The sequence below is a fragment of the Flexivirga caeni genome, from assembly GCF_003724155.1.
Lineage (GTDB): Bacteria > Actinomycetota > Actinomycetes > Actinomycetales > Dermatophilaceae > Flexivirga > Flexivirga caeni.
In genome coordinates this window covers 170,323-189,165 of record NZ_RJJQ01000007.1, presented here as the reverse complement: position 1 = coordinate 189,165, position 18,843 = coordinate 170,323, and the positions used below count along the sequence as shown (strand labels likewise).

20 protein-coding genes and 1 tRNA gene are annotated in these 18,843 nt (G+C 67.4%); 15 read left to right on the top strand and 6 right to left on the bottom strand.

All coding sequences use genetic code 11. The features are described 5' to 3' along the window. Positions 1-8: 8 nt before the first annotated feature. Complete coding sequence (locus EFY87_RS08915) at positions 9-815, bottom strand: fumarylacetoacetate hydrolase family protein (RefSeq protein WP_123271119.1); 807 nt, start codon at positions 813-815, stop codon at positions 9-11. A 111-nt stretch (positions 816-926) separates the two neighbouring features. Here EFY87_RS08915 and EFY87_RS08910 point away from each other — a divergent pair, with 111 nt between their 5' ends. After that, complete coding sequence (locus tag EFY87_RS08910; protein ID WP_123271118.1) at positions 927-1,361, top strand: RidA family protein; 435 nt, start codon at positions 927-929, stop codon at positions 1,359-1,361. Positions 1,362-1,447: 86 nt separating this feature from the next. On the opposite strand, the gene EFY87_RS08905 is transcribed toward EFY87_RS08910, so the two are convergent. Then, on the bottom strand, positions 1,448-2,074 hold the full coding sequence (locus EFY87_RS08905) for a TetR/AcrR family transcriptional regulator (protein WP_123271167.1): 627 nt from the start codon (positions 2,072-2,074) through the stop codon (positions 1,448-1,450). A 107-nt stretch (positions 2,075-2,181) separates the two neighbouring features. Here EFY87_RS08905 and EFY87_RS08900 point away from each other — a divergent pair, with 107 nt between their 5' ends. From EFY87_RS08900 to EFY87_RS08875, 6 genes are read left to right on the top strand one after another with little or no spacing between them, the layout of a single operon-like run. After that, positions 2,182-2,685, top strand: coding sequence for a MaoC family dehydratase (locus EFY87_RS08900; protein ID WP_123271117.1), 504 nt, complete (start codon positions 2,182-2,184; stop codon positions 2,683-2,685). Further along, positions 2,678-3,532 (top strand): HpcH/HpaI aldolase/citrate lyase family protein, encoded by an 855-nt coding sequence (locus EFY87_RS08895; protein WP_123271116.1) that lies wholly within the window; start codon positions 2,678-2,680, stop codon positions 3,530-3,532. Before EFY87_RS08900 ends, EFY87_RS08895 begins: the two co-directional genes overlap by 8 nt. Beyond that, positions 3,529-5,082, top strand: a complete 1,554-nt coding sequence (locus tag EFY87_RS08890) for a carboxyl transferase domain-containing protein (protein WP_123271115.1) — start codon at positions 3,529-3,531, stop codon at positions 5,080-5,082. The genes EFY87_RS08895 and EFY87_RS08890 overlap by 4 nt, the downstream gene beginning before the upstream one ends. Next, positions 5,082-7,016, top strand: a complete 1,935-nt coding sequence (locus EFY87_RS08885) for an ATP-binding protein (protein ID WP_123271114.1) — start codon at positions 5,082-5,084, stop codon at positions 7,014-7,016. The genes EFY87_RS08890 and EFY87_RS08885 overlap by 1 nt, the downstream gene beginning before the upstream one ends. 28 nt (positions 7,017-7,044) lie before the next feature. Next, positions 7,045-7,620, top strand: a complete 576-nt coding sequence (locus EFY87_RS08880; RefSeq protein WP_123271113.1) for a biotin transporter BioY — start codon at positions 7,045-7,047, stop codon at positions 7,618-7,620. A gap of 35 nt (positions 7,621-7,655) precedes the next feature. Beyond that, a complete protein-coding gene (locus EFY87_RS08875) occupies positions 7,656-8,432 on the top strand; it encodes an enoyl-CoA hydratase (RefSeq protein WP_123271112.1) in 777 nt (258 codons plus the stop codon). A 12-nt stretch (positions 8,433-8,444) separates the two neighbouring features. Here the strand turns inward: EFY87_RS08875 and EFY87_RS08870 are convergent, their stop codons facing one another. Next, positions 8,445-8,963 carry a MarR family winged helix-turn-helix transcriptional regulator gene (locus tag EFY87_RS08870; protein ID WP_123271111.1) on the bottom strand — a complete coding sequence of 173 codons (519 nt, stop codon included), beginning with the start codon at positions 8,961-8,963 and terminating at the stop codon, positions 8,445-8,447. 146 nt (positions 8,964-9,109) lie between these two features. On the opposite strand from EFY87_RS08870, the gene EFY87_RS08865 reads away from it, so the two are divergent. From EFY87_RS08865 to EFY87_RS08845, 5 genes are all read left to right on the top strand, one after another. Beyond that, positions 9,110-9,940, top strand: a complete 831-nt coding sequence (locus tag EFY87_RS08865) for an aminotransferase class IV (RefSeq protein WP_220093570.1) — start codon at positions 9,110-9,112, stop codon at positions 9,938-9,940. Between the two features lie 19 nt (positions 9,941-9,959). Continuing rightward, positions 9,960-10,385 carry a TIGR02611 family protein gene (locus EFY87_RS08860; protein ID WP_123271110.1) on the top strand — a complete coding sequence of 142 codons (426 nt, stop codon included), beginning with the start codon at positions 9,960-9,962 and terminating at the stop codon, positions 10,383-10,385. Between the two features lie 68 nt (positions 10,386-10,453). Beyond that, positions 10,454-11,014, top strand: a complete 561-nt coding sequence (locus EFY87_RS08855; RefSeq protein ID WP_123271109.1) for a hemerythrin domain-containing protein — start codon at positions 10,454-10,456, stop codon at positions 11,012-11,014. Continuing rightward, complete coding sequence (locus EFY87_RS08850) at positions 11,011-11,217, top strand: hypothetical protein (protein WP_123271108.1); 207 nt, start codon at positions 11,011-11,013, stop codon at positions 11,215-11,217. Before EFY87_RS08855 ends, EFY87_RS08850 begins: the two co-directional genes overlap by 4 nt. Positions 11,218-11,377: 160 nt before the next feature. Continuing rightward, a complete protein-coding gene (locus tag EFY87_RS08845; protein ID WP_123271107.1) occupies positions 11,378-11,551 on the top strand; it encodes a CsbD family protein in 174 nt (57 codons plus the stop codon). Between the two features lie 71 nt (positions 11,552-11,622). On the opposite strand, the gene EFY87_RS08840 is transcribed toward EFY87_RS08845, so the two are convergent. Continuing rightward, on the bottom strand, positions 11,623-11,952 hold the full coding sequence (locus EFY87_RS08840; RefSeq protein ID WP_148043293.1) for a DUF3040 domain-containing protein: 330 nt from the start codon (positions 11,950-11,952) through the stop codon (positions 11,623-11,625). 215 nt (positions 11,953-12,167) lie between these two features. Between EFY87_RS08840 and EFY87_RS08835 the strand changes: the two genes are divergently transcribed. Next, positions 12,168-12,241, top strand: a tRNA-Val gene (locus EFY87_RS08835). Between the two features lie 338 nt (positions 12,242-12,579). Beyond that, the gene (locus tag EFY87_RS08830) at positions 12,580-14,328 is read left to right on the top strand and encodes an HNH endonuclease signature motif containing protein (RefSeq protein WP_123271105.1); all 1,749 of its coding nucleotides are present in this window, start codon (positions 12,580-12,582) and stop codon (positions 14,326-14,328) included. Positions 14,329-16,635: 2,307 nt separating this feature from the next. Here EFY87_RS08830 and EFY87_RS08820 read toward each other — a convergent pair. Next, a complete protein-coding gene (locus EFY87_RS08820; protein ID WP_148043292.1) occupies positions 16,636-17,010 on the bottom strand; it encodes a hypothetical protein in 375 nt (124 codons plus the stop codon). A 61-nt stretch (positions 17,011-17,071) separates the two neighbouring features. Beyond that, a complete protein-coding gene (locus tag EFY87_RS08815) occupies positions 17,072-17,764 on the bottom strand; it encodes an HAD family hydrolase (protein ID WP_123271102.1) in 693 nt (230 codons plus the stop codon). Between the two features lie 84 nt (positions 17,765-17,848). Here EFY87_RS08815 and EFY87_RS08810 point away from each other — a divergent pair, with 84 nt between their 5' ends. Continuing rightward, on the top strand, positions 17,849-18,829 hold the full coding sequence (locus tag EFY87_RS08810; RefSeq protein ID WP_123271101.1) for a TIGR03557 family F420-dependent LLM class oxidoreductase: 981 nt from the start codon (positions 17,849-17,851) through the stop codon (positions 18,827-18,829). Positions 18,830-18,843: the final 14 nt, after the last annotated feature.

Here is an 18,843-nt window from a genome sequence, read left to right as displayed (position 1 = left end):
GCGTCCTTTCAGTCGGTGAGGCGAATGACGTTGCGCAGGCGGCCGATGCCGGTGATCTCGGTCTCGAGCACGTCTCCATCAGTGAGGAAGGTGGGCGGACGCAGCCCTTGGCCGACTCCGCCCGGTGTGCCGGTGAGGACCAGATCGCCCGGCCGCAGCACGGTAAAAGCCGAGACGTAGGCGAGCAGGGCCGCGCTGTCGAAGACGAGGCGGCTGGTGTCGCCGCGCTGCCGCTCGACGCCATTGATGCGGCAGACGACGTCGACCCCGGCGGCAGGATCCACCGCATCCGGGCTGACGACGACCGGCCCGACCGGCGTGCTGGCATCCCACGCCTTTCCCTGGAGCCACTGCAGCGTGCGGTTCTGCCAATCGCGCACCGAGATGTCGTTCGCCACCGTGTAACCGGCGATCCCTGCCCGCGCCTCGTCCGCGGTGGCGCGACGCAACTCGGCGCCGACCACGACGGCCAGCTCCGCCTCCCAGTCGACTTGCAGCCCGCGAGGAAGGACGATGTCGTCGATGGGTCCGGTCAGGGTGTCCGCGAACTTGGCGAAAAGAGTTGGATACGAGGGCAGCTCACGACCCATCTCCAGAATGTGATCGCCGTAGTTGAGGCCGCAGCAGATGACCTTGTGCGGGCGGGGCAGTGGCAGGGTCGGCTCGGCGTCGTTCAACAACTCACCGGGTTCGAGGCGGGCACCCGATGCGAACCACCCGGACAGGTCGGTGGCGGGTAGTGCTCGCCAGCCGTCTCCGGTGTCGGCCGCCGCGCGGATGCTGCGGTCGGCTTCGACCATGGTCGCAAGTCGCATGGTGCATCGCCCTTCGCTTGGTTTGGTATATCAGTCTTCTCACGATCGTTGCGATGCTGTCAATAGCTCCATATGCTGAACGCAACGCAACCCCGGGCCGAAGGAAATGTGATGACGACCGACGTGACACCCATCCCGGTGAATCCGGCAGAGTTGCCGCCGCCCAGCGGCTACTCGCACGGCACGCTGTCCGGCAACACGCTCTACCTGGGCGGCCAGACCGCGCTCGATGCCCAGCTGCGGATCGTCCCCGGTGGCATCGTCGAGCAGTTCCGCCAGGCATTCGGCAACGTCCTGACCACACTGCGCGCTGCGGGTGGCGTTCCGGAGGACCTCGTCAGCGTCACCATCTACCTGACCGACATCCCCGACTACCAGGCGCATAGCGGCGAGATCGGCGCCGTATGGCGCGAGCTGGCCGGTCCGACCTACCCCGCCATGGCCGGCATCGGCACCACGGGCCTGTGGCAGCCGGAAGCGCTGATCGAGATCGTCGGGGTGGCCGTCGTGCCGGACGAGCGGCTGGTGCGCCCCGCGCAATCCTGAGCACCCATCCGCCGAGCGGGGTACTACTCACCGAGCGGGGTAGAACGACTGCGCTCTCTCGGTCCTGGATGTACCCCGGTCGAGGGTTAAGTGCTCCGGTCGGCGAATGGACGCATGTCGGTGACTGGTGCCGCGGCGGCAATCGCCGCGCGGGCCATCCGGTGCAACAGGGCCGTCATTTCCGCGCGCCCGAGCCGGGCGCTGTGCGGTGTGGAGTTGAGCAGCGCGAAGACGCCGTGGGCGGCGGCGCGGGCGTGGACCTCGTCGGTCGGAACAGCCGAGACGATGACACCGACCCAGCGCTCGACGTAGCTGCGCTGCAGCCGGCGCACCATGCGCCGGTCGGCCTCGCTCAGGCTGGCCAGGTCGCGGAACTGCACGGTGATCAGTGCCGGGTAGCTGAGCGCGAACTCGATGTGCCAGTCGATCAGGGCGGCCAGGGTGGCATCCGGGCCCTGGTCGACGGTCGCCGCGTAACGTCGCTCGCCCTCGTCATACAACCGCTGGCTGATGCCCACGAGCATCTCGGCGAGCAGCGCGTCCTTGCTGGCGAAGTGCTTGTAGAGGGCCGGACCGGACAGCCCCAGCGCGGTGCCGAGATCGGCAATGGAGACGCCGTGGTAGCCGCGCTCGGCGAAGAGGTCGGCGGCGACGTCGATGATCTGCTGCCGGCGGGGTTTCGGCCGCGCGGTGACCGCCGCGGAGGTGCGCATGCCGTCCACTGTAGACAGCAAGGTTAATGATTGCTAACTTTCTGGTGAGGTTAACGAACATTAACTCGCGCTGTCTTCGGGCAGCTATCCGTGGCAAGGAGTCGTTGATGAGTGAGTCGAGCGGAGCGGCGCAGGAGCCGCGACGGGTCGTGCAGCGCGGACTGTGGTTCGAGGAGTTCGAGGTCGGCACGATCTACGAGCACCGACCCGGCCGCACCGTGACCGAAGCCGACAACGTCTTCTTCACCACCCTCACCATGAACACCCAGCCGTTGCATCTGGACGCACACGAGAGCGGCCAGCAGCCGCCCTTCCACGAGCGGCTGGTCAACTCGATGTTCACGCTGTCGACGCTCGTCGGGCTCTCGGTCGCCCAGCTCACCCAGGGGACGATCGTGGCCAACCTCGGCTTCAGCGAGGTGAAGTTCCCCGCGCCGGTGCGACACGGCGACACCATGTATGCCGAGACGCTCATCACCGCCAAGCGGCCCTCGTCCAGCCGTCCGGGTGAAGGGATCGTGAGCATGCAGCACACCGCACGCAACCAGCACGGCGACGTCGTCGCGGTGGCGTCACGGGACACCCTGGTCCGGATGGCAGCGCGTGGCTAAGTCCTGGCAGCCCGGGCCTGCCTGGCTCTTCTGCCCGGCCGATCGGCCGGATCGCTATCCCAAGGCGCTCGCCGCGGCCGACGTGGTGATCCTCGACCTGGAGGACGCCGTCGCGCCGGAGCGGAAGGCCGGCGCACGCGACGCACTGCGCGCCCTGGTCGGCGATGGAACGCTTGACAGCGAGCGAACAGTGGTGCGCATCAACGGTTTCGGCAGTGTCGAGCACGGCGCCGACCTCCGCCTGGTGGACGAGTTGTCGATCCCACGCGTCATGCTCGCCAAGACCGAGGACCCGGCGCAGGTTCGCGTGGTGCCGGGCGAGGTCGTCGCATTGGTCGAGACGGCCCGCGGCCTGGAGAAGGTCGGCGAGCTGACCGAGGCCGAAAACCTGGTCGGCATGATGTGGGGCGCCGACGACCTGGTCGCGAGCCTGGGCGGCACCACCAGCCGATTTCCCGACGGTGGCTATCGAGACCTGGCCAGGTTCGCCCGTGTCCGGACACTCGTCGCCACCAAGTCGGCCGGACTGTTCGCCCTCGACGCGGTGCACATGGACATCCCCGACGCGGATGGTCTGCGGGCGGAGTGTGCGGACGCGGTGGCCAGCGGATTCGACGGGACGGTCGCGATCCACCCGAGTCAGATCGCGGTGATCCGGGCTTCCTACGCACCCACCGCGGCGCAAATCGACTGGGCGCAAAGACTTTTCACCCACGTAGGAGATGATCGTGGCGTGACCACTTTCGAGGGGCGAATGGTCGACGGCCCCATCTACAAGCAGGCCGAGCGGGTGATCCGGCTGGCGGCGATGACCGGTGTGGTCACGAAGGAGGCATCCGGCCGATGAGCGAGCTACGAGAACTCACCGCCGAGCTCCGCGAGCGACTCGCGCGGGTCCGCCAGGGCGGCAGTGAGTCAGCCCGCCAGAAGCACACCGGCCGGGGAAAGCTGCTCGTCCGCGACCGGGTCGACCGGCTGCTCGACCCGGGCAGCCCGTTCCTGGAGCTCAGCCCACTGGCGGCATACGGCCTGTATGGCGCGGCCGGTCGCGACGACCCGTGGACCGTGCCGGGCGCGGGACTGGTCACCGGCATCGGGCTGGTCGCCGGGCGCGAGGTGATGGTCATCGCCAACGACGCCACGGTCAAGGGCGGCACCTATTACCCGATGACGGTCAAGAAGCACCTGCGCGCGCAGACCATCGCCGCGCAGAACCGCCTGCCGTGCATCGCGCTGGTCGACAGCGGCGGCGCGTTCCTGCCACTGCAGGACGAGGTCTTCCCCGACCGGGACCATTTCGGTCGAATCTTCTTCAACCAGGCCAATCTCTCCGCGCAGGGCATCCCGCAGATCGCCGCCGTGATGGGCTCGTGCACGGCAGGCGGCGCCTACGTGCCCGCCATGTCCGACGAGACGGTCATCGTCGCGAACGAAGGCACGATCTTCCTCGGTGGGCCGCCGCTGGTGAAGGCCGCGACCGGTGAGGTCGTCAGCGCCGAGGACCTCGGCGGGGGAGACGTGCATGCCCGCAAGTCGGGAGTCGCCGACCACCTGGCGCAGGACGACGATCACGCACTGGAGATCCTGCGTTCGATCGTGGACACCTTCGAGCGACCGGGAGCGGGCTCGCTGACCCCGACCGCGGTCGAGGAGCCGGCCGAGGACCCGGCAGGCCTCTACGACGTGGTGCCGGTCGACTCGCGCACGCCATACGACGTGCGCGAGGTGATCCGCCGGCTGGTCGACGGGTCGCGCTTCCAGGAGTTCAAGCAGCTGTATGGCGAGACGCTGGTCACGGGCTTCGCCCGCATCCACGGTTACCCGATCGGCATCGTCGCCAACAACGGCATCCTCTTCAGTGAATCCGCCCTGAAGGGAGCGCATTTCATCGAGCTGTGCAACCAGCGCGGCATCCCGTTGCTCTTCCTGCAGAACATCACCGGCTTCATGGTGGGCCGGGAGTACGAGAACCGCGGCATCGCGAAGGACGGTGCGAAGCTGGTCACTGCGGTTGCCTGCTCGGTCGTGCCGAAGTTCACCGTCGTGATCGGTGGGTCCTTCGGCGCGGGCAACTACGGCATGTGTGGACGGGCCTACGACCCGCGGTTCCTGTGGATGTGGCCGAACGCGCGCATCTCGGTGATGGGTGGTGAACAGGCTGCGTCCGTGCTCGCCACGGTGCGCAGTGACCTGGGCTCCGAGGAGGAGGTGGAGGCGTTCAAGGCGCCGATCCGCGCCCAGTACGAGAACCAGGGCTCGGCCTACTACTCCACTGCCCGCCTGTGGGACGACGGGATCATCGACCCGCTCGACACCCGGCGGGTGCTGGGCATGGCGCTGGCGACTGCGGCGAATTCGCCTGTGCCTGCTCCCCACTACGGCATCTTCAGGATGTGATGACCTTGTCCAGCACGCTTTCCATCCGGTCCGTCCTGGTCGCCAATCGCGGCGAGATCGCGCTGCGCGTCTTCCGCACCGCCCGCCGTCTCGGGTTGCGCACGATCGCCCTCTACACCGATCTGGACGTGACGGCGCCGCACGTGCGCGCGGCGGATGACGCGGTCTGGGTGCCGAGCTACCTCGACATCGACGCGGTCGTCGCAGCAGCGCTCTCCTCGGGCGCCGATGTCGTGCATCCCGGATACGGATTCCTTTCCGAGCGCTCGGGTTTCGCGGCCGCGCTGCGCGACGCCGGGGTCGTGCTCGCCGGCCCGAGCCCCGAGGTCATGGAGCTGATGGGCCGCAAGGACGTCGCCCGTGAAGTCGCGGTCGCAGCCGGGGTGCCGGTCGTGCCGTCATACTCCTTCGACGACGATCCGCACACCTTCGCCTACCCGATCCTGGTCAAGGCGGCAGCCGGTGGTGGTGGCAAGGGCATGCGCGTGGTGCAGTCGGCCGACGACTTCGCCGAGGCGATCGCTGCGGCACGGCGCGAGTCGGCGCACGCGTTCGGCGACGACGTGCTGTTGCTGGAGAAGTATGTCGAGTCCGGTCGCCACCTGGAGGTGCAGGTGATGGCCGACACGCACGGCACCGCGCTGCACCTGTGGGAGCGGGACTGCTCCAGCCAGCGGCGGCACCAGAAGGTGCTCGAGGAGGCTCCGGCGCCGACGATCGACGACGACCTGCGAGAGCGATTGTGTTCCGCCGCAGTCGATCTCACCCGTCAGGCGGGGTATGCCGGTGCCGGCACGGTGGAGTTCCTATTGGACTCGGCGACGAACGAGTTCTACTTCCTGGAGATGAACACCCGCCTGCAGGTGGAGCACCCCGTCACCGAGGCGATCACCGGACTCGATCTCGTCGAGCTGCAACTGCTGGTCGCCGACGGCCAGCCGCTGCCGCTGGCGCAGGAACAGGTGAGCAGCACGGGTCACGCGATCGAGGCCCGCGTCTACGCCGAGGACGCGTTCGGCGGCTTCCTGCCCCAGGCGGGCACCGCCACCGCAGTCCGCTGGCCGGACACGCTCGCGCGTGTGGACCAGGCGCTGGAGTCCGGGCAGGAGGTGAGCACGTCATACGACCCGATGCTGGGCAAGGTGATCGTGCACGCGGCCGACCGCGAGGCCGCGCGACAGGGGCTGATCGCCGCACTCGATGCCACCGCGATCTGCGGGCTCACCACCAACACCGGTTTCCTGCGGGCGCTGCTGGCAACCGACGAGTTCCGCAACGCAACCATCGACACGGCATGGCTGGACCACCACGAGGTTGCTGCCCCGGACGCAGCTTCCGCGAGGGCCGCCGTGGCCTGGCGGCTGGCCACCCGCGATCCGGACGGCGGCACACCGTTCGTTGCTGACGGGTTCCGCATCGCCGGGGAGCCGGCGCCGGTGCGCGTCCACCTGGACCGGCCGGTGCTCGTCGAGCCTATGCTGCACCGCGTCGACGGCGAGGCGGTGCGCGTGCTCGGTGACGAGTCGGTCGGCGCCGACGGCATCGCCCGGCTGGATCTTGATCTCGAAAACGCCGGCCGGCAGACGGTTTTCGTCCGGCCGGCGCGACGCGGTGCGGAGGCGATCTGGCACGGCCAGCGGTTCGTGCTCGTCTCACCGGACCGCGCTTCCGGTGGCATCGCGGCGGCGAGTGACGGTACGGTCGTCGCTCCGATGCCCGGCACCGTGCTCGATGTCCGCGTCTCCGAGGGGGCGCGGGTCAGTGCGGGCGACGTGCTCGGTGCCATGGAAGCGATGAAGATGGAGCTGACCTTGAAGGCCCCGCACGACGGCACCGTCACCCGCGTCGGTGCGCACTCCGGTGACCAAGTCGCCCTGGGGGCAAGCCTTTTCGTGGTTACACCCGCTGAGTCCGCTTCCACCGGATCCGACTGACACACCACCTCACCAGCAAGGAGCTGCCATGTCCACCAACACCCTGGCGCCGACTCTCGTCCGGGTCCCCGCTGTATGGCGCGAGGCCGCGCTCGTCGCGACCGGCGTGCTCTTCGTCGCGCTGTGCGCCCAGGTGGTGATCCCATTGCCGTTCACCCCCGTGCCGATCACCGGGCAGACGTTCGCCGCGCTGCTCGTCGGCGGCGCGTATGGCGCGGTGCGATCCGCGGCAACCATTGCGGCATACATCGGTGTCGGCATGCTCGGCGTGCCGATCTTCGCCGATGGCGCGCACGGCACGTCCGTCCTGTTCTCGGCGACCGGCGGCTATCTGGCCGGCATGCTGATCGCGGCGGCCATCGTTGGTGCTGCAGCTGAAAAAGGCTGGGACAAAGCGCTGTTCAGCTCCGTGCTGGCGATGTTCGTGGGCAGCGCCGTGATCTATGCGGTCGGTGCCGGCTGGCTGGCGATCGACCTGGGCGTCGGCCCGGCTCGCGCATTCGACCTCGGCGTCCGGCCGTTCCTCGCCGGTGACCTGATCAAACTGGCGCTGGCCGGCGCCCTGCTGCCGGCGGCGTGGCGGCTGGTCGCCCGTAGCCGGTGAGCTTCCCTGCAGTAGTCGTCCTCGAGGAGTAGCACGTGACTGATTTCCAGACCATCGTGGTGACGCGCACCGGGCGCACCGCGACCATTACTCTCAACCGCCCGCAGGCGCTGAACGCGCTGAACTCCGAGATGATGATCGAGGTGCTCGCGGCTGCCGAGGAACTCGACCGCGACCCACGCATTGGCGCGATCGTGCTCACCGGCTCCGACCGGGCCTTCGCGGCGGGCGCGGACATCAAGGAGATGGCGCAGCAGACGTTCGCACAGGCGTATGGCGGCGACCTCTTCGGCGCCTGGGAGCGACTCGCCCGGGTCCGCACTCCCGTCATCGGCGCGGTGGCGGGCTATGCGCTGGGCGGCGGTTGCGAGCTGGCGATGTTGTGCGACCTGCTGATCGCGGCGGACAACGCGAAATTCGGCCAGCCGGAGATCACGCTGGGCGTCATACCCGGCATGGGCGGTTCGCAGCGGCTCACCCGCGCGATCGGCAAGGCGAAGGCGATGGACCTGGTGCTCACCGGACGGCAGATCGGTGCCGACGAGGCGGAGCGCTCGGGACTCGTGTCGCGGGTGGTGCCACTGGAAGACCTGCTCAGCACCGCCCGGGAGATCGCCGAGCGGATCGCGAGCATGTCGCTGCCCATCGCGATGCTCGCCAAGGACGCCGTCAACGCGGCGTTCGAGACGACGCTCGCGGAGGGCATTCGGCTCGAACGGCGTTCGTTCCATGCGGCATTCGCGACTGACGATCAGAAGGAAGGGATGGCCGCGTTCATCGAGAAGCGGCCGGCGGAGTTCACCGGCTCATAGCACCGGCGCAAGTCACCACTGCGCCGGCTGGTCGAAGTCCCCGGCTTCCTGGCGCAGCCGGGCCAGGATGCGCAGCAACGGCGCGAGGTCGTCGGAGGCCAGCCCGGGATCGCTGAAGAGCGTCGTGTTGAGCTGCTCGGTGGCGGTCAGCGCGAGGCCGTGACCGTCGGCGGTGATCTCGATGAGCGTCGTCCGGCGATCGGACGGGTGCGGCACCCGGCGCACCAGGCCGACCTTCTCCAGCCGGTCGACGGCATTGGTGACGCTGGTCGGGTGCACCTGCAGGCGGGCGCTCGCCTTCGCCATCGGCAGTGCGCCGCTGCGGGTGAAGTGCAGCAGCGTCAGCAGTTCGTAGCGGGCGAACGTCAGCCCGAGCGGTTTCAGCACGTCCTCGGCGCGGGCGAGGAAGATCTGCTGGGCGCGAATGACCGAGGTGATGGCAGCCATCCCGTCGGCATACTCACCCCAGCCGTGTGCGGTCCACTGGCGGCGCGCCTCGGCGATCGGGTCGTGGGGGAGCGGGCTCGGCATGCGGACGATTGTTTCATCAGGCGGGCGCGAGGTGGCGGGCTGTCCACGGAACGCCTTCGGCATACGGCCCACGCGGATGAAAGGATGGCCGTACCACTCGATGCGCAAGGGGTGGGCAGTGAGCGAGCTATGCGGAGGTTGGAGAGATGAACGTGCGGGTGTGGGTCGACGGCGAACTGGTTGACGAGAAGCCGAGTGTGCGGGCGCTGGATCACGGAATCACCGTCGGTGACGGCGTTTTCGAGACCGCCAAGATCGTGGACGGCCGGCCGTTCGCGATCGGCCGGCACAACGACCGGCTGGATCGTTCGCTGCGTGGGCTGGGCTTGCCGGCGGCCGATCGCGGCCGGTTGCAGGAAGGGTTCGACGCCGTGCTGGCGGAACCGATCGACTTCGGCCGGCTGCGTTACACGGTCACCGCGGGCGAGGGGCCGCTCGGTTCGGACCGCATCGACAGCCCGCTGACCTACATCGTCGCCGCGATGCCGGTGGCGCGCCCCGAGCCCACCACGAAGATCGTCGTCGTCCCGTGGACCCGCAACGAGCGCAGCGCGGTTGCCGGGCTGAAGACCACGTCGTATGCCGAGAACGTCGTCGCGCTGGCGGCCGCGCACGAGCAGGGTGGCACGGAGGCGATCTTCGCCAACACCCGCGGTGAGCTGTGCGAGGGCACCGGCTCCAACATCTTCGTGGTCGTCGGCGGCGAGCTGCTCACCCCGAAGCTGGAGTGCGGGCCGCTCGCTGGCATTACCCGGGCACTGACGATCGAGTGGGGTCGCGAAGCCGGCATCCCGATTCGCGAAGAGGTGCTGCCGATCGACGTACTCGACTCTGCCGACGAGGTTTTCCTCACCTCCTCGACCCGTGACGTGCAGGCAGTGCACGCTGTCGGTGATCGGGAGCTGGCGGCGCCGGGGCCGGTCACGGCCGCTGCTGTCGCCGCGTTCACTGCCGCTTCTGCCGCGGGTCGCGACTGAGGGCCGCCGGAGGGGCACGATGCCGCAGGACCGGATCGAGCAGGCCGACACCGACCGTTTCGCCTGGCGGGCCTGGGTCCGGCGGAACCCGACGACGCACCTCGCCTACCGCATCGTCGTCGGTGCGATCGGTCTGGTCGTGGTGGTCATCGGCATCGTCATGCTGCCGCTGCCAGGCCCGGGCTGGGTCGTCATCTTCGTCGGGATCGGCATCTGGGCGACCGAATTTACGTGGGCCCGAAGGCTTTTGCACTTCGCGCGGGACAAGGTGCGCCTGTGGACCGAGTGGATGGGCCGGCAAGGCTGGTTCGTCCGCGGCCTGGTGACCCTCGGCATCGTGGTGCTCGTCGCGGTCTGCTTCTGGCTGGTGTTCCTGGTCAGCGGAGTGCCGGGGTTCCTGCCCGGCGCGGTGAAAAACTGGCTCGGTCACGTGCCCGGCCTGTGACTTCGGCCGGGCAACGTTCGGCCCGTCACACGCGGTGTGATCGCCGCGCGAATGGGTATGGCATCGACATGGCTCAGGAGCAGACGAACAGCAGTCACATCCCGACCGCGACGGAGATCGGCACTGCCATCACCGCCCAGCACGGCATGATCCGGATGGCATTCCAGGAAGCCAAGGGCAGTGCAGGGCAGCGGCAGCGCCATACGACGCGACGACTGTTGCAACTGCTGGCGATGCACGAGGCTGCAGAACAACTGACAGTCCATCCTGCGCTCGCCCGGGCCGGCGGCGGCGAGGTCGGCATCGGTGACGATCGGATGGCGGAAGAAGAGCAAGCGGTCCAATTGGCCGAGCGGCTCCAGGAATTCGAGCCGGGCAGTTACGAGCACGGTATGCAGCTCGCACTGCTCGAGGAGGCGGTCACGCAGCATGCAGAGGCGGAGGAAATGTCCGAGCTGCCGCTCATCGACGATCTGGACGAGTCCGAGCGCCGGAAGATCGGGGAGGCCGTCGGCGCCGTGGCTCGCGCGGTGCAGGAGGACCGGCTGGTGGAGTACCAGGACTTCTCCGGGATGGTCCGCCGGGCCCGGGGATGGCTGGAAGGCCGGACCGGAGGAATTGCCCGATGACCGACGACCTGCGTTCCCTCAGCATCCGGTTGGCCGCGCTCGAGGACGCCGCCCGGGCGGTGTCTGCGGCGGCTCCGGACGAGGCGGCTATCGCGGTCAATCCGGCGCTGCAACAAGTCATCGAGGAGGAACGGATCGTCATGGAGCAGATCCGGCGATTGCGCGCAGGCACCGCGGCAACGACGCCGGCCGGGCGCGCGTGACCTGCCGACGATCAGGTCGTGGTCACCAGAGAGGTGTCCCGTCACGAGCGACACCTCACGACGAGGTGGTTGGGCGCCATACGAACGGGTATAGGTCGAGCACCTGGCCCGGGGCGCGTGATGCGGCTCGGGCACCACTGCAAAGATGAGGGAGATCCCCATGGGACTGTTCGACAAGGCGAAGCACAAGGTGGAGGACGCGGCCGGCAAGGCGAAGGAAGCCGCCGGCGACATCAGCGGCGACGACTCGAAGAAGTTCGAGGGAAAGGCCGACCAGGCGAAAGCGTCCGCCAAGGACAAGGCCGAGGACGCGCACGAGTACCTCGAGGACTGAACCGCGATCATCTCGGCCGGTGCGGCGCTCGTTCGCCCGGCCGAGATGGGCTGTCGGGCGGCATTCGACTGTCATCTCCGCCGGTGCACGATGCTCCGGATCTGCCCGCGCAGCCGCCAGGGGCACAGCGGCCCGGCGCGGACACCAGCCGGCCCGGTCCGGCCCAGACACCAGCCGGCCAGGAACGTGGCCGCGGCTGTGCACACGGCGTAGCCGGCCAGCGCCGAAGGCAGCGAAATCCCGACCGCCACTGCGACGAACAGGAAGCAGATGGCTGCGGCAACGAGGCGTCGGCGTGGGTGCAGAGCCTGATTCATCCGCTGAGCGAATCCCGGATCGCTGCTCAGCAGCGAGTCCTCGATCTGTTGTATCTCACGTTCCTCACGCGGTGTCAGAGCCATGTCGCGCACTCCTCAGCCAGATCTCTTCCAGAGCCGTACCCGGTGATCTGCCGAGTGAATCGTGTTCGGGGTGAAAACCGCAGCACCCGGGGGGTGTTCGGGGACAGGCGCAGCGCCGCCCAGGAGGACTGGACCGCGGATTGGTGTGTGCCGTCGTCGTCGGCTAATGTTGGCGCTCGCAGCACGGTCCGTTTGACGGGGCCGCCGCCGCACCCGGATGTGTAGCTCAGCTGGTTAGAGCGTTCGCTTCACACGCGAGAGGTCAGGGGTTCGAGTCCCTTCACATCCACAGCAGCACAATGGCGCCTGACCTGCGGGAACGCGGATCAGGCGCCGTTTTTGTCACGGCGCGCGGGTGCTCACGGGGTCACGTGGCCGTCGTTCGGCGGTCAGTTCCCGACTGGGACGGCGTGCACGACGCGACCTTCCGGCGCGGCAAGGGTCGGGAAGCACGGACCTGGGTGATGAGTGGCCGAGGAGCGTGTATCGGGGTGACCACGTATCGACATGCAACCTCGCGCGTGCGGCGCGTTCGCCAGTGTTGGTGTCGCGAAATCCGGTGAAAATACTGTGAGTTGATGCGCTTAAGCACTCGACATATAACTCGAACACCTGTAGTATTAGGTCATGGAGGACGCCACAGCAGACCGCACACCCGGTGAGGGTGCGCCCGGGTCTGCAGGTGCGAAAATCCAGGCCGCGTTCGAGCTGCTGGCCTCGGCATTCGAGGACACCCGGATCGACTCGATCACCTTGGCCAAGGAGGACCTGCTGGAGCAGGTCCTCGCCACACAACGGGTGCTGAACACGGCGTGGGCAGTGCAGTCGGCGCGGCTGGCGCAAGTCGCGGCGATCGAGGAGGTTCGGTTCCCGGATCGCAGCGCACCGTCCGGTTTTCGTGAGCACACGGTGCGGCACGCTGTCGGCACCCACCAGGACGAGTTCATCGGGTGCGAGGTCGGCCCGTTGCTGGGCTGGACGTCCGGGCACGCGGTCGACCGGATCAGTGAAGCGGTGGACGCGATGACCCGCACCCCCAGACTGTTCACCCATGTCGGCGCCGGCGAGGTCGAGCCGGGCAAGCTGGCCACGATCCACCGCGCGTTGGGGCAGGTGGTCCGTTCCCGGGCCGGGGACGGCACCCCCGTCACACTGGATATGGCGCGGCAGGTCGAGGCCGCGCTGCTCGGTGACGCGGACCCGGCCGGCACCAGCACGGAAGAAGCCGCGGTCGCCGAGCAGGCGGGTGTCGCCCTGATCGGCCGGCAATCGGTGGGGCAGCTGCGCCGCCGCACCGGCCGGATCCTGGCCGCGATCAGCCCGGTGTCAGCCGGGAAGGCGGCGGCCGCCCGGCGCCGTGACCGGGTCGGGGTATTCGTCCACCCGGACGACGAGCCCGGCCTGTCCCACCTGCACGCGATCCTGGATGCGGCGACCGCGGCACGGGTGATGGCGGCAGTGAACGAGCTGGCGAGTGACCTGCACAAGGACACCACCACCGGGAAGACACTGGCCGAATGCCGGGCCGACGCGTTCGCCGACCTGATCCTGGACAACGCCACCGTCACCACCCAGCTGGTCGTGCAGATCCCCGTGCACACTGGCACAGCGGCAGGTGCCGCAGCAGGGACGGCGGGGTGGCCTGCCGGGTTCGCGCACCCGATCAACGGGCTGACCGGCATACCGGACGTGCCACCTGGCGCACCACCCACCGGGCCCGTATCGTCAACGCGGCTGAAGTCGCAGGCGCAGGTCGACACCGAGTTCAACCAACTCCTCAAAACCTTGTACCCGCCCGATCCGGACGATTACGCCGACGGCGAGCTCGACGATGACTCCCATGCGCCGCCCTACCGCCAGGACCCACCAGGCAGGCCGCCGCCGTGGCTGGCGCCACCGGTAGACGATGCGGCACCGGACAACGAGCAACCGCAACCAGATTCGGCACCCGTGACGGCTCGCGTGGGGGATGCGATCATCCCCGGCGTCGGCACCATCCGCGCCTCCGTGGTCGAAGCCATGACCCGATCGTTCGGGATGACGATCACCCGTGCCCTGATCGACGCCGACACCGGAGTGACCGTCGAAACCTGCCAAACCCGGTACCGGCCGAGTCCGAAACTTGCCGCGTTCGTGCGCGCCCGGGATTCTCATTGCCGCTTCCCCGGCTGCACCCGCCCCGCAGTCCGCTGCGACCTGGACCACGTCCGGGCCTGGCCGTTCGGACCCACCGCCGCATGGAATCTTCACTGCCTATGCCGCTACCATCACCGCACCAAACAAGCCCACGGCTGGACCGTCACCATGACACCCCTGGGCGTCTGCACCTGGACCAGCCCCACCGGCCGCACCTACATCACCACACCCAGCGACTAAGCTCGGCGCCGGGAGCAGCCAAGTGAACAAAGACGTCAATCAGCAGCCGCTTTCGTGTTGACGACCTCGTCCACCAAGTCCGGTTCACCTGCAGCCCGAAGTGCCGGGGCTGGCCAGTCGCACCGAAGTGAGGTGTCGGAGAGTACCGGAAGGAGACGATGTCCACCCTGCCCGTTGAGGCGAGCGCACGCAGGGGTCAATGATTCAGGCAGAACCGCCACCCAAATCCCGCGCTGGAAGTCTTGACTGGTTCGTTGGTCAGGTCTAACGTCAGTTCCGCAGTTCCCTAGCGGAGGAAACCGTCACCCCTAGGGACCCATCGGCAGGGGTAACTCTGTGAACTTAGAGAATACGATCATTGGCTGGCGTTCTCGCCACGCTAGAATCATCTTCGCATCAGTCTTGGCGCTCGCCTTCGTGCTGTCCAATCTATTGTGAACAGTCAGTCAGCGTTGGCCTCAACGTGTGGCAGTCAAACGAATGCCCAGGTGGGATACACCGGCTATAGCAGATCGCCGAATTCCTGGGCTGATACGCCTGAAGGCGTATCAGGGTATTCTGAGGTCAGAAGCGGGAACGTATGCTCAAATCTCACGTACCCATACACATTTTCGACTGCGTGGGTCATGATACAAGACGCCGGAGTTGTAAATCACTACGCACAAGCCGGATACATGTATGATAACCGCGAGTCATGCATGCGGCTTTATGCTGAATACAACATCGGCTTCAGTTTTCAAAGAACCCTCGGCTCTTGCCTTACTCTTGGCACGAAGATCACGGCCCGAGTCTTCTACGCCGGTCCATCCGGACCTTAGCCGACTCCTGGGCATGGCATTCAGATGGCGGCCTTCCAGGGCTCGAAACAGTTAGGCTATTACATGCCCTATGACCCCTGGACTTTAGGGTGGAGTTTCCAGCCAACTTTCTTCGGTGAGGTGGATGATAGCGGGCCAAACAACGTTCCGGGTAGCGCGAGTTCTCCGACAAACTTCACGGCATTGGGTATTTATCGCGTTTCTGACGGCCATGGCGTCGCAATCCCCTGCTACTTGAATAAGTATTCGTACAATCTGCCGTCACCGAATAAGTACTACACGAATGCGTCGGGATGTGACCACATAAGAACGTGGACAAATCCAGCCTGATCGCTACGTCAAATGGCCAGTTGGAATACGGCATGGCAATGCACGATGTGAGGAGACATCATGGTCCGGGTCATACACGCAAGACCGGCAATCCTCCTGGGTGGCGCAGTGCTCGTTGCCCTGGTTTCCGGGTGCGGGTCCAATACGACATCCACGCCGAAGGCCTCTGCGACCGACATCTCGACAACGTCGAGCACCGGCTCGTTGACGGTGGTCGCCGTGTCCAAGGCGGAGCAGGCATTTCCTGATCATGGCGGTGGGACTCTTGAGCCGGCTACAGCCGATACAAAGTTCCCGATGACGGCGGAAGCGGTCCGAGCGCACGTGACCGCCAAGGACGGTGCAGCTGCCCCATGGGTCGCGGACTCTCCGACCCTTCTGGTGCGCTCCGGGGTCTATCACGCGCTGGCGATCGCGACGGCGCCGGGGGCAGGGGCGCCGTCTGTGTCACCCACGGGTGTTGCCGCCTACGTCTTCAGCCAGGACACCGGGCCTTGCCCGCCGACAGTTGGTGGTGCCGGCACGACAGCCCCCGGCGACACGCAGACGACGACTTGCACGGGAACTGTCGTTGCAGACGCAACGACAGGCGACACAATTCTCGTACAGGTGTGGACCCCCGTGACGTCGGTGTCCCCGTCAGGGAAATAGCGGAAGGCATGGTCTCCTGCCGTATCGAGAGGGGTAGTAGCTGTCGCGAACTGCACGTAAGTTTGGGCTTTTCAGGACATCTACGACCCTCTCGGCGCGAAGGGCCGGGTGAGGAGCCGAGCCGTGGACGGCACGCGACTCGACGACCGGTCAACACTCACTGGACCGGTGTCGGCTCCTGAGTCGTGTCACCGGGGTGCCTCTCTGAAGTTGCAGGGCGCCGTGGTGTCGGCTTTGCCACGCATCGGCACCAGCATCGTCGCAGGTCATCCGCTTGCGCGATCTGAGATGATCTGAGTCAGTGAATTGTGGACGAGGCAGGTCATTTGCGGGACGCCGAGGGCGCTGACCTGCGACGATGTGTCCGAACGTGCCTGATTTGAGTGAGTGGCGCGACTCAGGTCGGCGGTCACGATCGAGAAAGCCGTGGGGTCATACGGACGCGAAGATGGCCGGGCATCGCGACGCCGCTGACCGCTGAATGAATTTGCCCCAATACGCCTGCCGCTCAGCCGGCCGTGTCGGTCGACTCGTGCGCGGCGTTCGGGGCGTGGGGCGGCTCCGTCGCATCGTCGTCGTCCGACAGCGCCCCGGCCAGCACCCGGTCCTCGCTGATGATCGTCAGGAACCCTCCCGAGTTACGGAAGATCTCCTGCATCCGGTCGACCACCATGTCGGGGCCGTCGACGCCGAACCGCTCGTTGACCCGGCGGATGGCTCCCGCCATACCGTCGGCGTCGGCGTCGCCGTCCTGGGCAACAGCCCAGAGCGCGCGGGCGTAGTCGCCTGCGGACTCGCCGAGCCGGGCGACGAGGTCGCCCGAGAGTGGCACCTGTGCGGCCGGATGGCCGGTGCGTCCTTGTGAGTCGTACATGTCTGTCATGGCGCCTCCAGTGCGAGTCAATTGTGGGAGTCCTGTCCTACCCACAGCTGCTGCGATCAAATCAGCGCTGCGTCTGTGGCGCGCGAACTCCCAACAGCGACAACCGGAAACGACCAAGCAGGGCTGCCGGGTCGTCGTGGACTTCGGCTGCGCCGGCGTCTTGCAGTTCCGGGCCGCTGATGCCCCCGGCTGTCAGGCCCACGCAGTCGATCCCGGCTCGGCGCGCCGAGCGCATGTCCCACACCGAGTCGCCGACGGCGAGCGTCCGCTCTGCTGCAAGGCCGTGTGCGTCCATCGCGGTGACCATTGCGTCCGGATGCGGTTTGCCGTGCGGCACGTCGCCGGACGTCGTCGTCCCCGCGATCACGTCGTCGGCTCCGATCAGCGGCAGCATCCAGTCGAGGTCATCCTTGTCGGCACTGGTCGAGAGCACGACGGTCCAGCCGCTCGCTGCACACCGGCGCAGCAGGTCACCCGCACCGGTCACCGCATGCACCCCGTAGCGCTCGCGCAGCCGGTCAAAGTGATCGGAGTGCGCCTCCATGAGGTCGGGGCGCTGCTCCTGGACGAGCCGCTCGACCAGGGAATCGCTCGGGAGCCCGATCGCTCGGTGGATGTCGGCCGTCTCGATGCGAAAACCGTTGTCGCCGAACGCTGCCGACCATGCGAGGACGTGCAGGTAGTTCGTGTCGAGCAGGGTTCCGTCCACATCGAAGATGACACCGGCACCGTCGGCTGCCGTGCGGTCGGCCATGATTTTGCTCCTCGATCACTTCGTTCGCTGCACCCGAGTGGCGTCGCGGTTTACCGTCACCACATACCCGGGTACAGCAGATGTATGACGCAGTTCGGATTCACCTTGATGACAGAGCAGTCCGGGCCTAAGGCACTCGTCGATGACGCCATCGCCGCGGAGCGGGCGGGATTCGACTTCCTGGTCTCCAGCGACCACTTCTCGCCCTGGCTGCGCGAGCAGGGACACGCGCCATACGCCTGGGCCGTGCTGGGCGCCGTGGCCCACGCGACCACCAGGGTCGGCCTGATGACCTATGTGACCTGCCCGACGATGCGGTACCACCCGGCCGTCGTCGCCCAGAAGGCCGCCACCCTGCAATTGCTCGCCGACGGGCGGTTCACCCTCGGACTCGGGTCCGGCGAGAGCCTCAACGAGCACGTCGTCGGCGACGGCTGGCCGGCTCTGCGGGACCGACAGGAGATGCTCGCGGAGGCCATCGGCATCATCCGCCGGCTCCACACCGGCCGGCTCATCGACCACGATGGCCTGTATTTTCAAGTGGATTCGGCACGCATATGGGATGTTCCCGAGGACGGTGTGCCGATCGCGGTGGCCGTCAGCGGCGGATCCGGCATCGCCCGGCTGGCGGGTCTCGCCGATCATCTGATTGCAACCGAACCCTCCCCGACTCTGGTGCGCGAGTGGCGGGACGCGTCGGTCGAACTCGGTGGAAGATTTCGCGCTATCGGCCAGCTTCCCATCTGCTGGGACCCGGACGAGCACGTCGCCCGGCAGCGGGCGCACGAGCAGTTCCGCTGGTTCGGCGGCGGCTGGCCGGTCAACTCCAATCTGCCGACGCCCGAGGGGTTCGCTGCCGCAACACAATTCATCCGGCCCGAGGACGTCGCGGCCGCCATACCGTGCGGGCCGGATCTGGACGCCATCGTCGAGGCGGTGCGTCCGTTCTGGGAGAACGGCTTCACCGACGTCGCGCTCGTGCAGATCGGCGGCGACAGCACGCAGCGCTTTCTCCGCGAAGCAGCCGTACCCCTGTTGGAGCGCTTGCGGCACGCCGGAGCCTGACGGCTGGAATGGGA

What these genes read in the sequence shown, in the direction of transcription:
- EFY87_RS08915 (WP_123271119.1), bottom strand. Translation starts at nt 815, where the DNA reads ATGCGACTTGCGACCATGGTCGAAGCCGACCGCAGCATCCGCGCGGCG.
- EFY87_RS08910 (WP_123271118.1), top strand. Translation starts at nt 927, where the DNA reads ATGACGACCGACGTGACACCCATCCCGGTGAATCCGGCAGAGTTGCCG.
- EFY87_RS08905 (WP_123271167.1), bottom strand. Translation starts at nt 2,074, where the DNA reads ATGCGCACCTCCGCGGCGGTCACCGCGCGGCCGAAACCCCGCCGGCAG.
- EFY87_RS08900 (WP_123271117.1), top strand. Translation starts at nt 2,182, where the DNA reads ATGAGTGAGTCGAGCGGAGCGGCGCAGGAGCCGCGACGGGTCGTGCAG.
- EFY87_RS08890 (WP_123271115.1), top strand. Translation starts at nt 3,529, where the DNA reads ATGAGCGAGCTACGAGAACTCACCGCCGAGCTCCGCGAGCGACTCGCG.
- EFY87_RS08885 (WP_123271114.1), top strand. Translation starts at nt 5,082, where the DNA reads ATGACCTTGTCCAGCACGCTTTCCATCCGGTCCGTCCTGGTCGCCAAT.
- EFY87_RS08880 (WP_123271113.1), top strand. Translation starts at nt 7,045, where the DNA reads ATGTCCACCAACACCCTGGCGCCGACTCTCGTCCGGGTCCCCGCTGTA.
- EFY87_RS08870 (WP_123271111.1), bottom strand. Translation starts at nt 8,963, where the DNA reads ATGCCGAGCCCGCTCCCCCACGACCCGATCGCCGAGGCGCGCCGCCAG.
- EFY87_RS08865 (WP_220093570.1), top strand. Translation starts at nt 9,110, where the DNA reads ATGAACGTGCGGGTGTGGGTCGACGGCGAACTGGTTGACGAGAAGCCG.
- EFY87_RS08860 (WP_123271110.1), top strand. Translation starts at nt 9,960, where the DNA reads ATGCCGCAGGACCGGATCGAGCAGGCCGACACCGACCGTTTCGCCTGG.
- EFY87_RS08855 (WP_123271109.1), top strand. Translation starts at nt 10,454, where the DNA reads ATGGCTCAGGAGCAGACGAACAGCAGTCACATCCCGACCGCGACGGAG.
- EFY87_RS08850 (WP_123271108.1), top strand. Translation starts at nt 11,011, where the DNA reads ATGACCGACGACCTGCGTTCCCTCAGCATCCGGTTGGCCGCGCTCGAG.
- EFY87_RS08845 (WP_123271107.1), top strand. Translation starts at nt 11,378, where the DNA reads ATGGGACTGTTCGACAAGGCGAAGCACAAGGTGGAGGACGCGGCCGGC.
- EFY87_RS08840 (WP_148043293.1), bottom strand. Translation starts at nt 11,952, where the DNA reads ATGGCTCTGACACCGCGTGAGGAACGTGAGATACAACAGATCGAGGAC.
- EFY87_RS08830 (WP_123271105.1), top strand. Translation starts at nt 12,580, where the DNA reads ATGGAGGACGCCACAGCAGACCGCACACCCGGTGAGGGTGCGCCCGGG.
- EFY87_RS08820 (WP_148043292.1), bottom strand. Translation starts at nt 17,010, where the DNA reads ATGACAGACATGTACGACTCACAAGGACGCACCGGCCATCCGGCCGCA.
- EFY87_RS08815 (WP_123271102.1), bottom strand. Translation starts at nt 17,764, where the DNA reads ATGGCCGACCGCACGGCAGCCGACGGTGCCGGTGTCATCTTCGATGTG.
- EFY87_RS08810 (WP_123271101.1), top strand. Translation starts at nt 17,849, where the DNA reads ATGACGCAGTTCGGATTCACCTTGATGACAGAGCAGTCCGGGCCTAAG.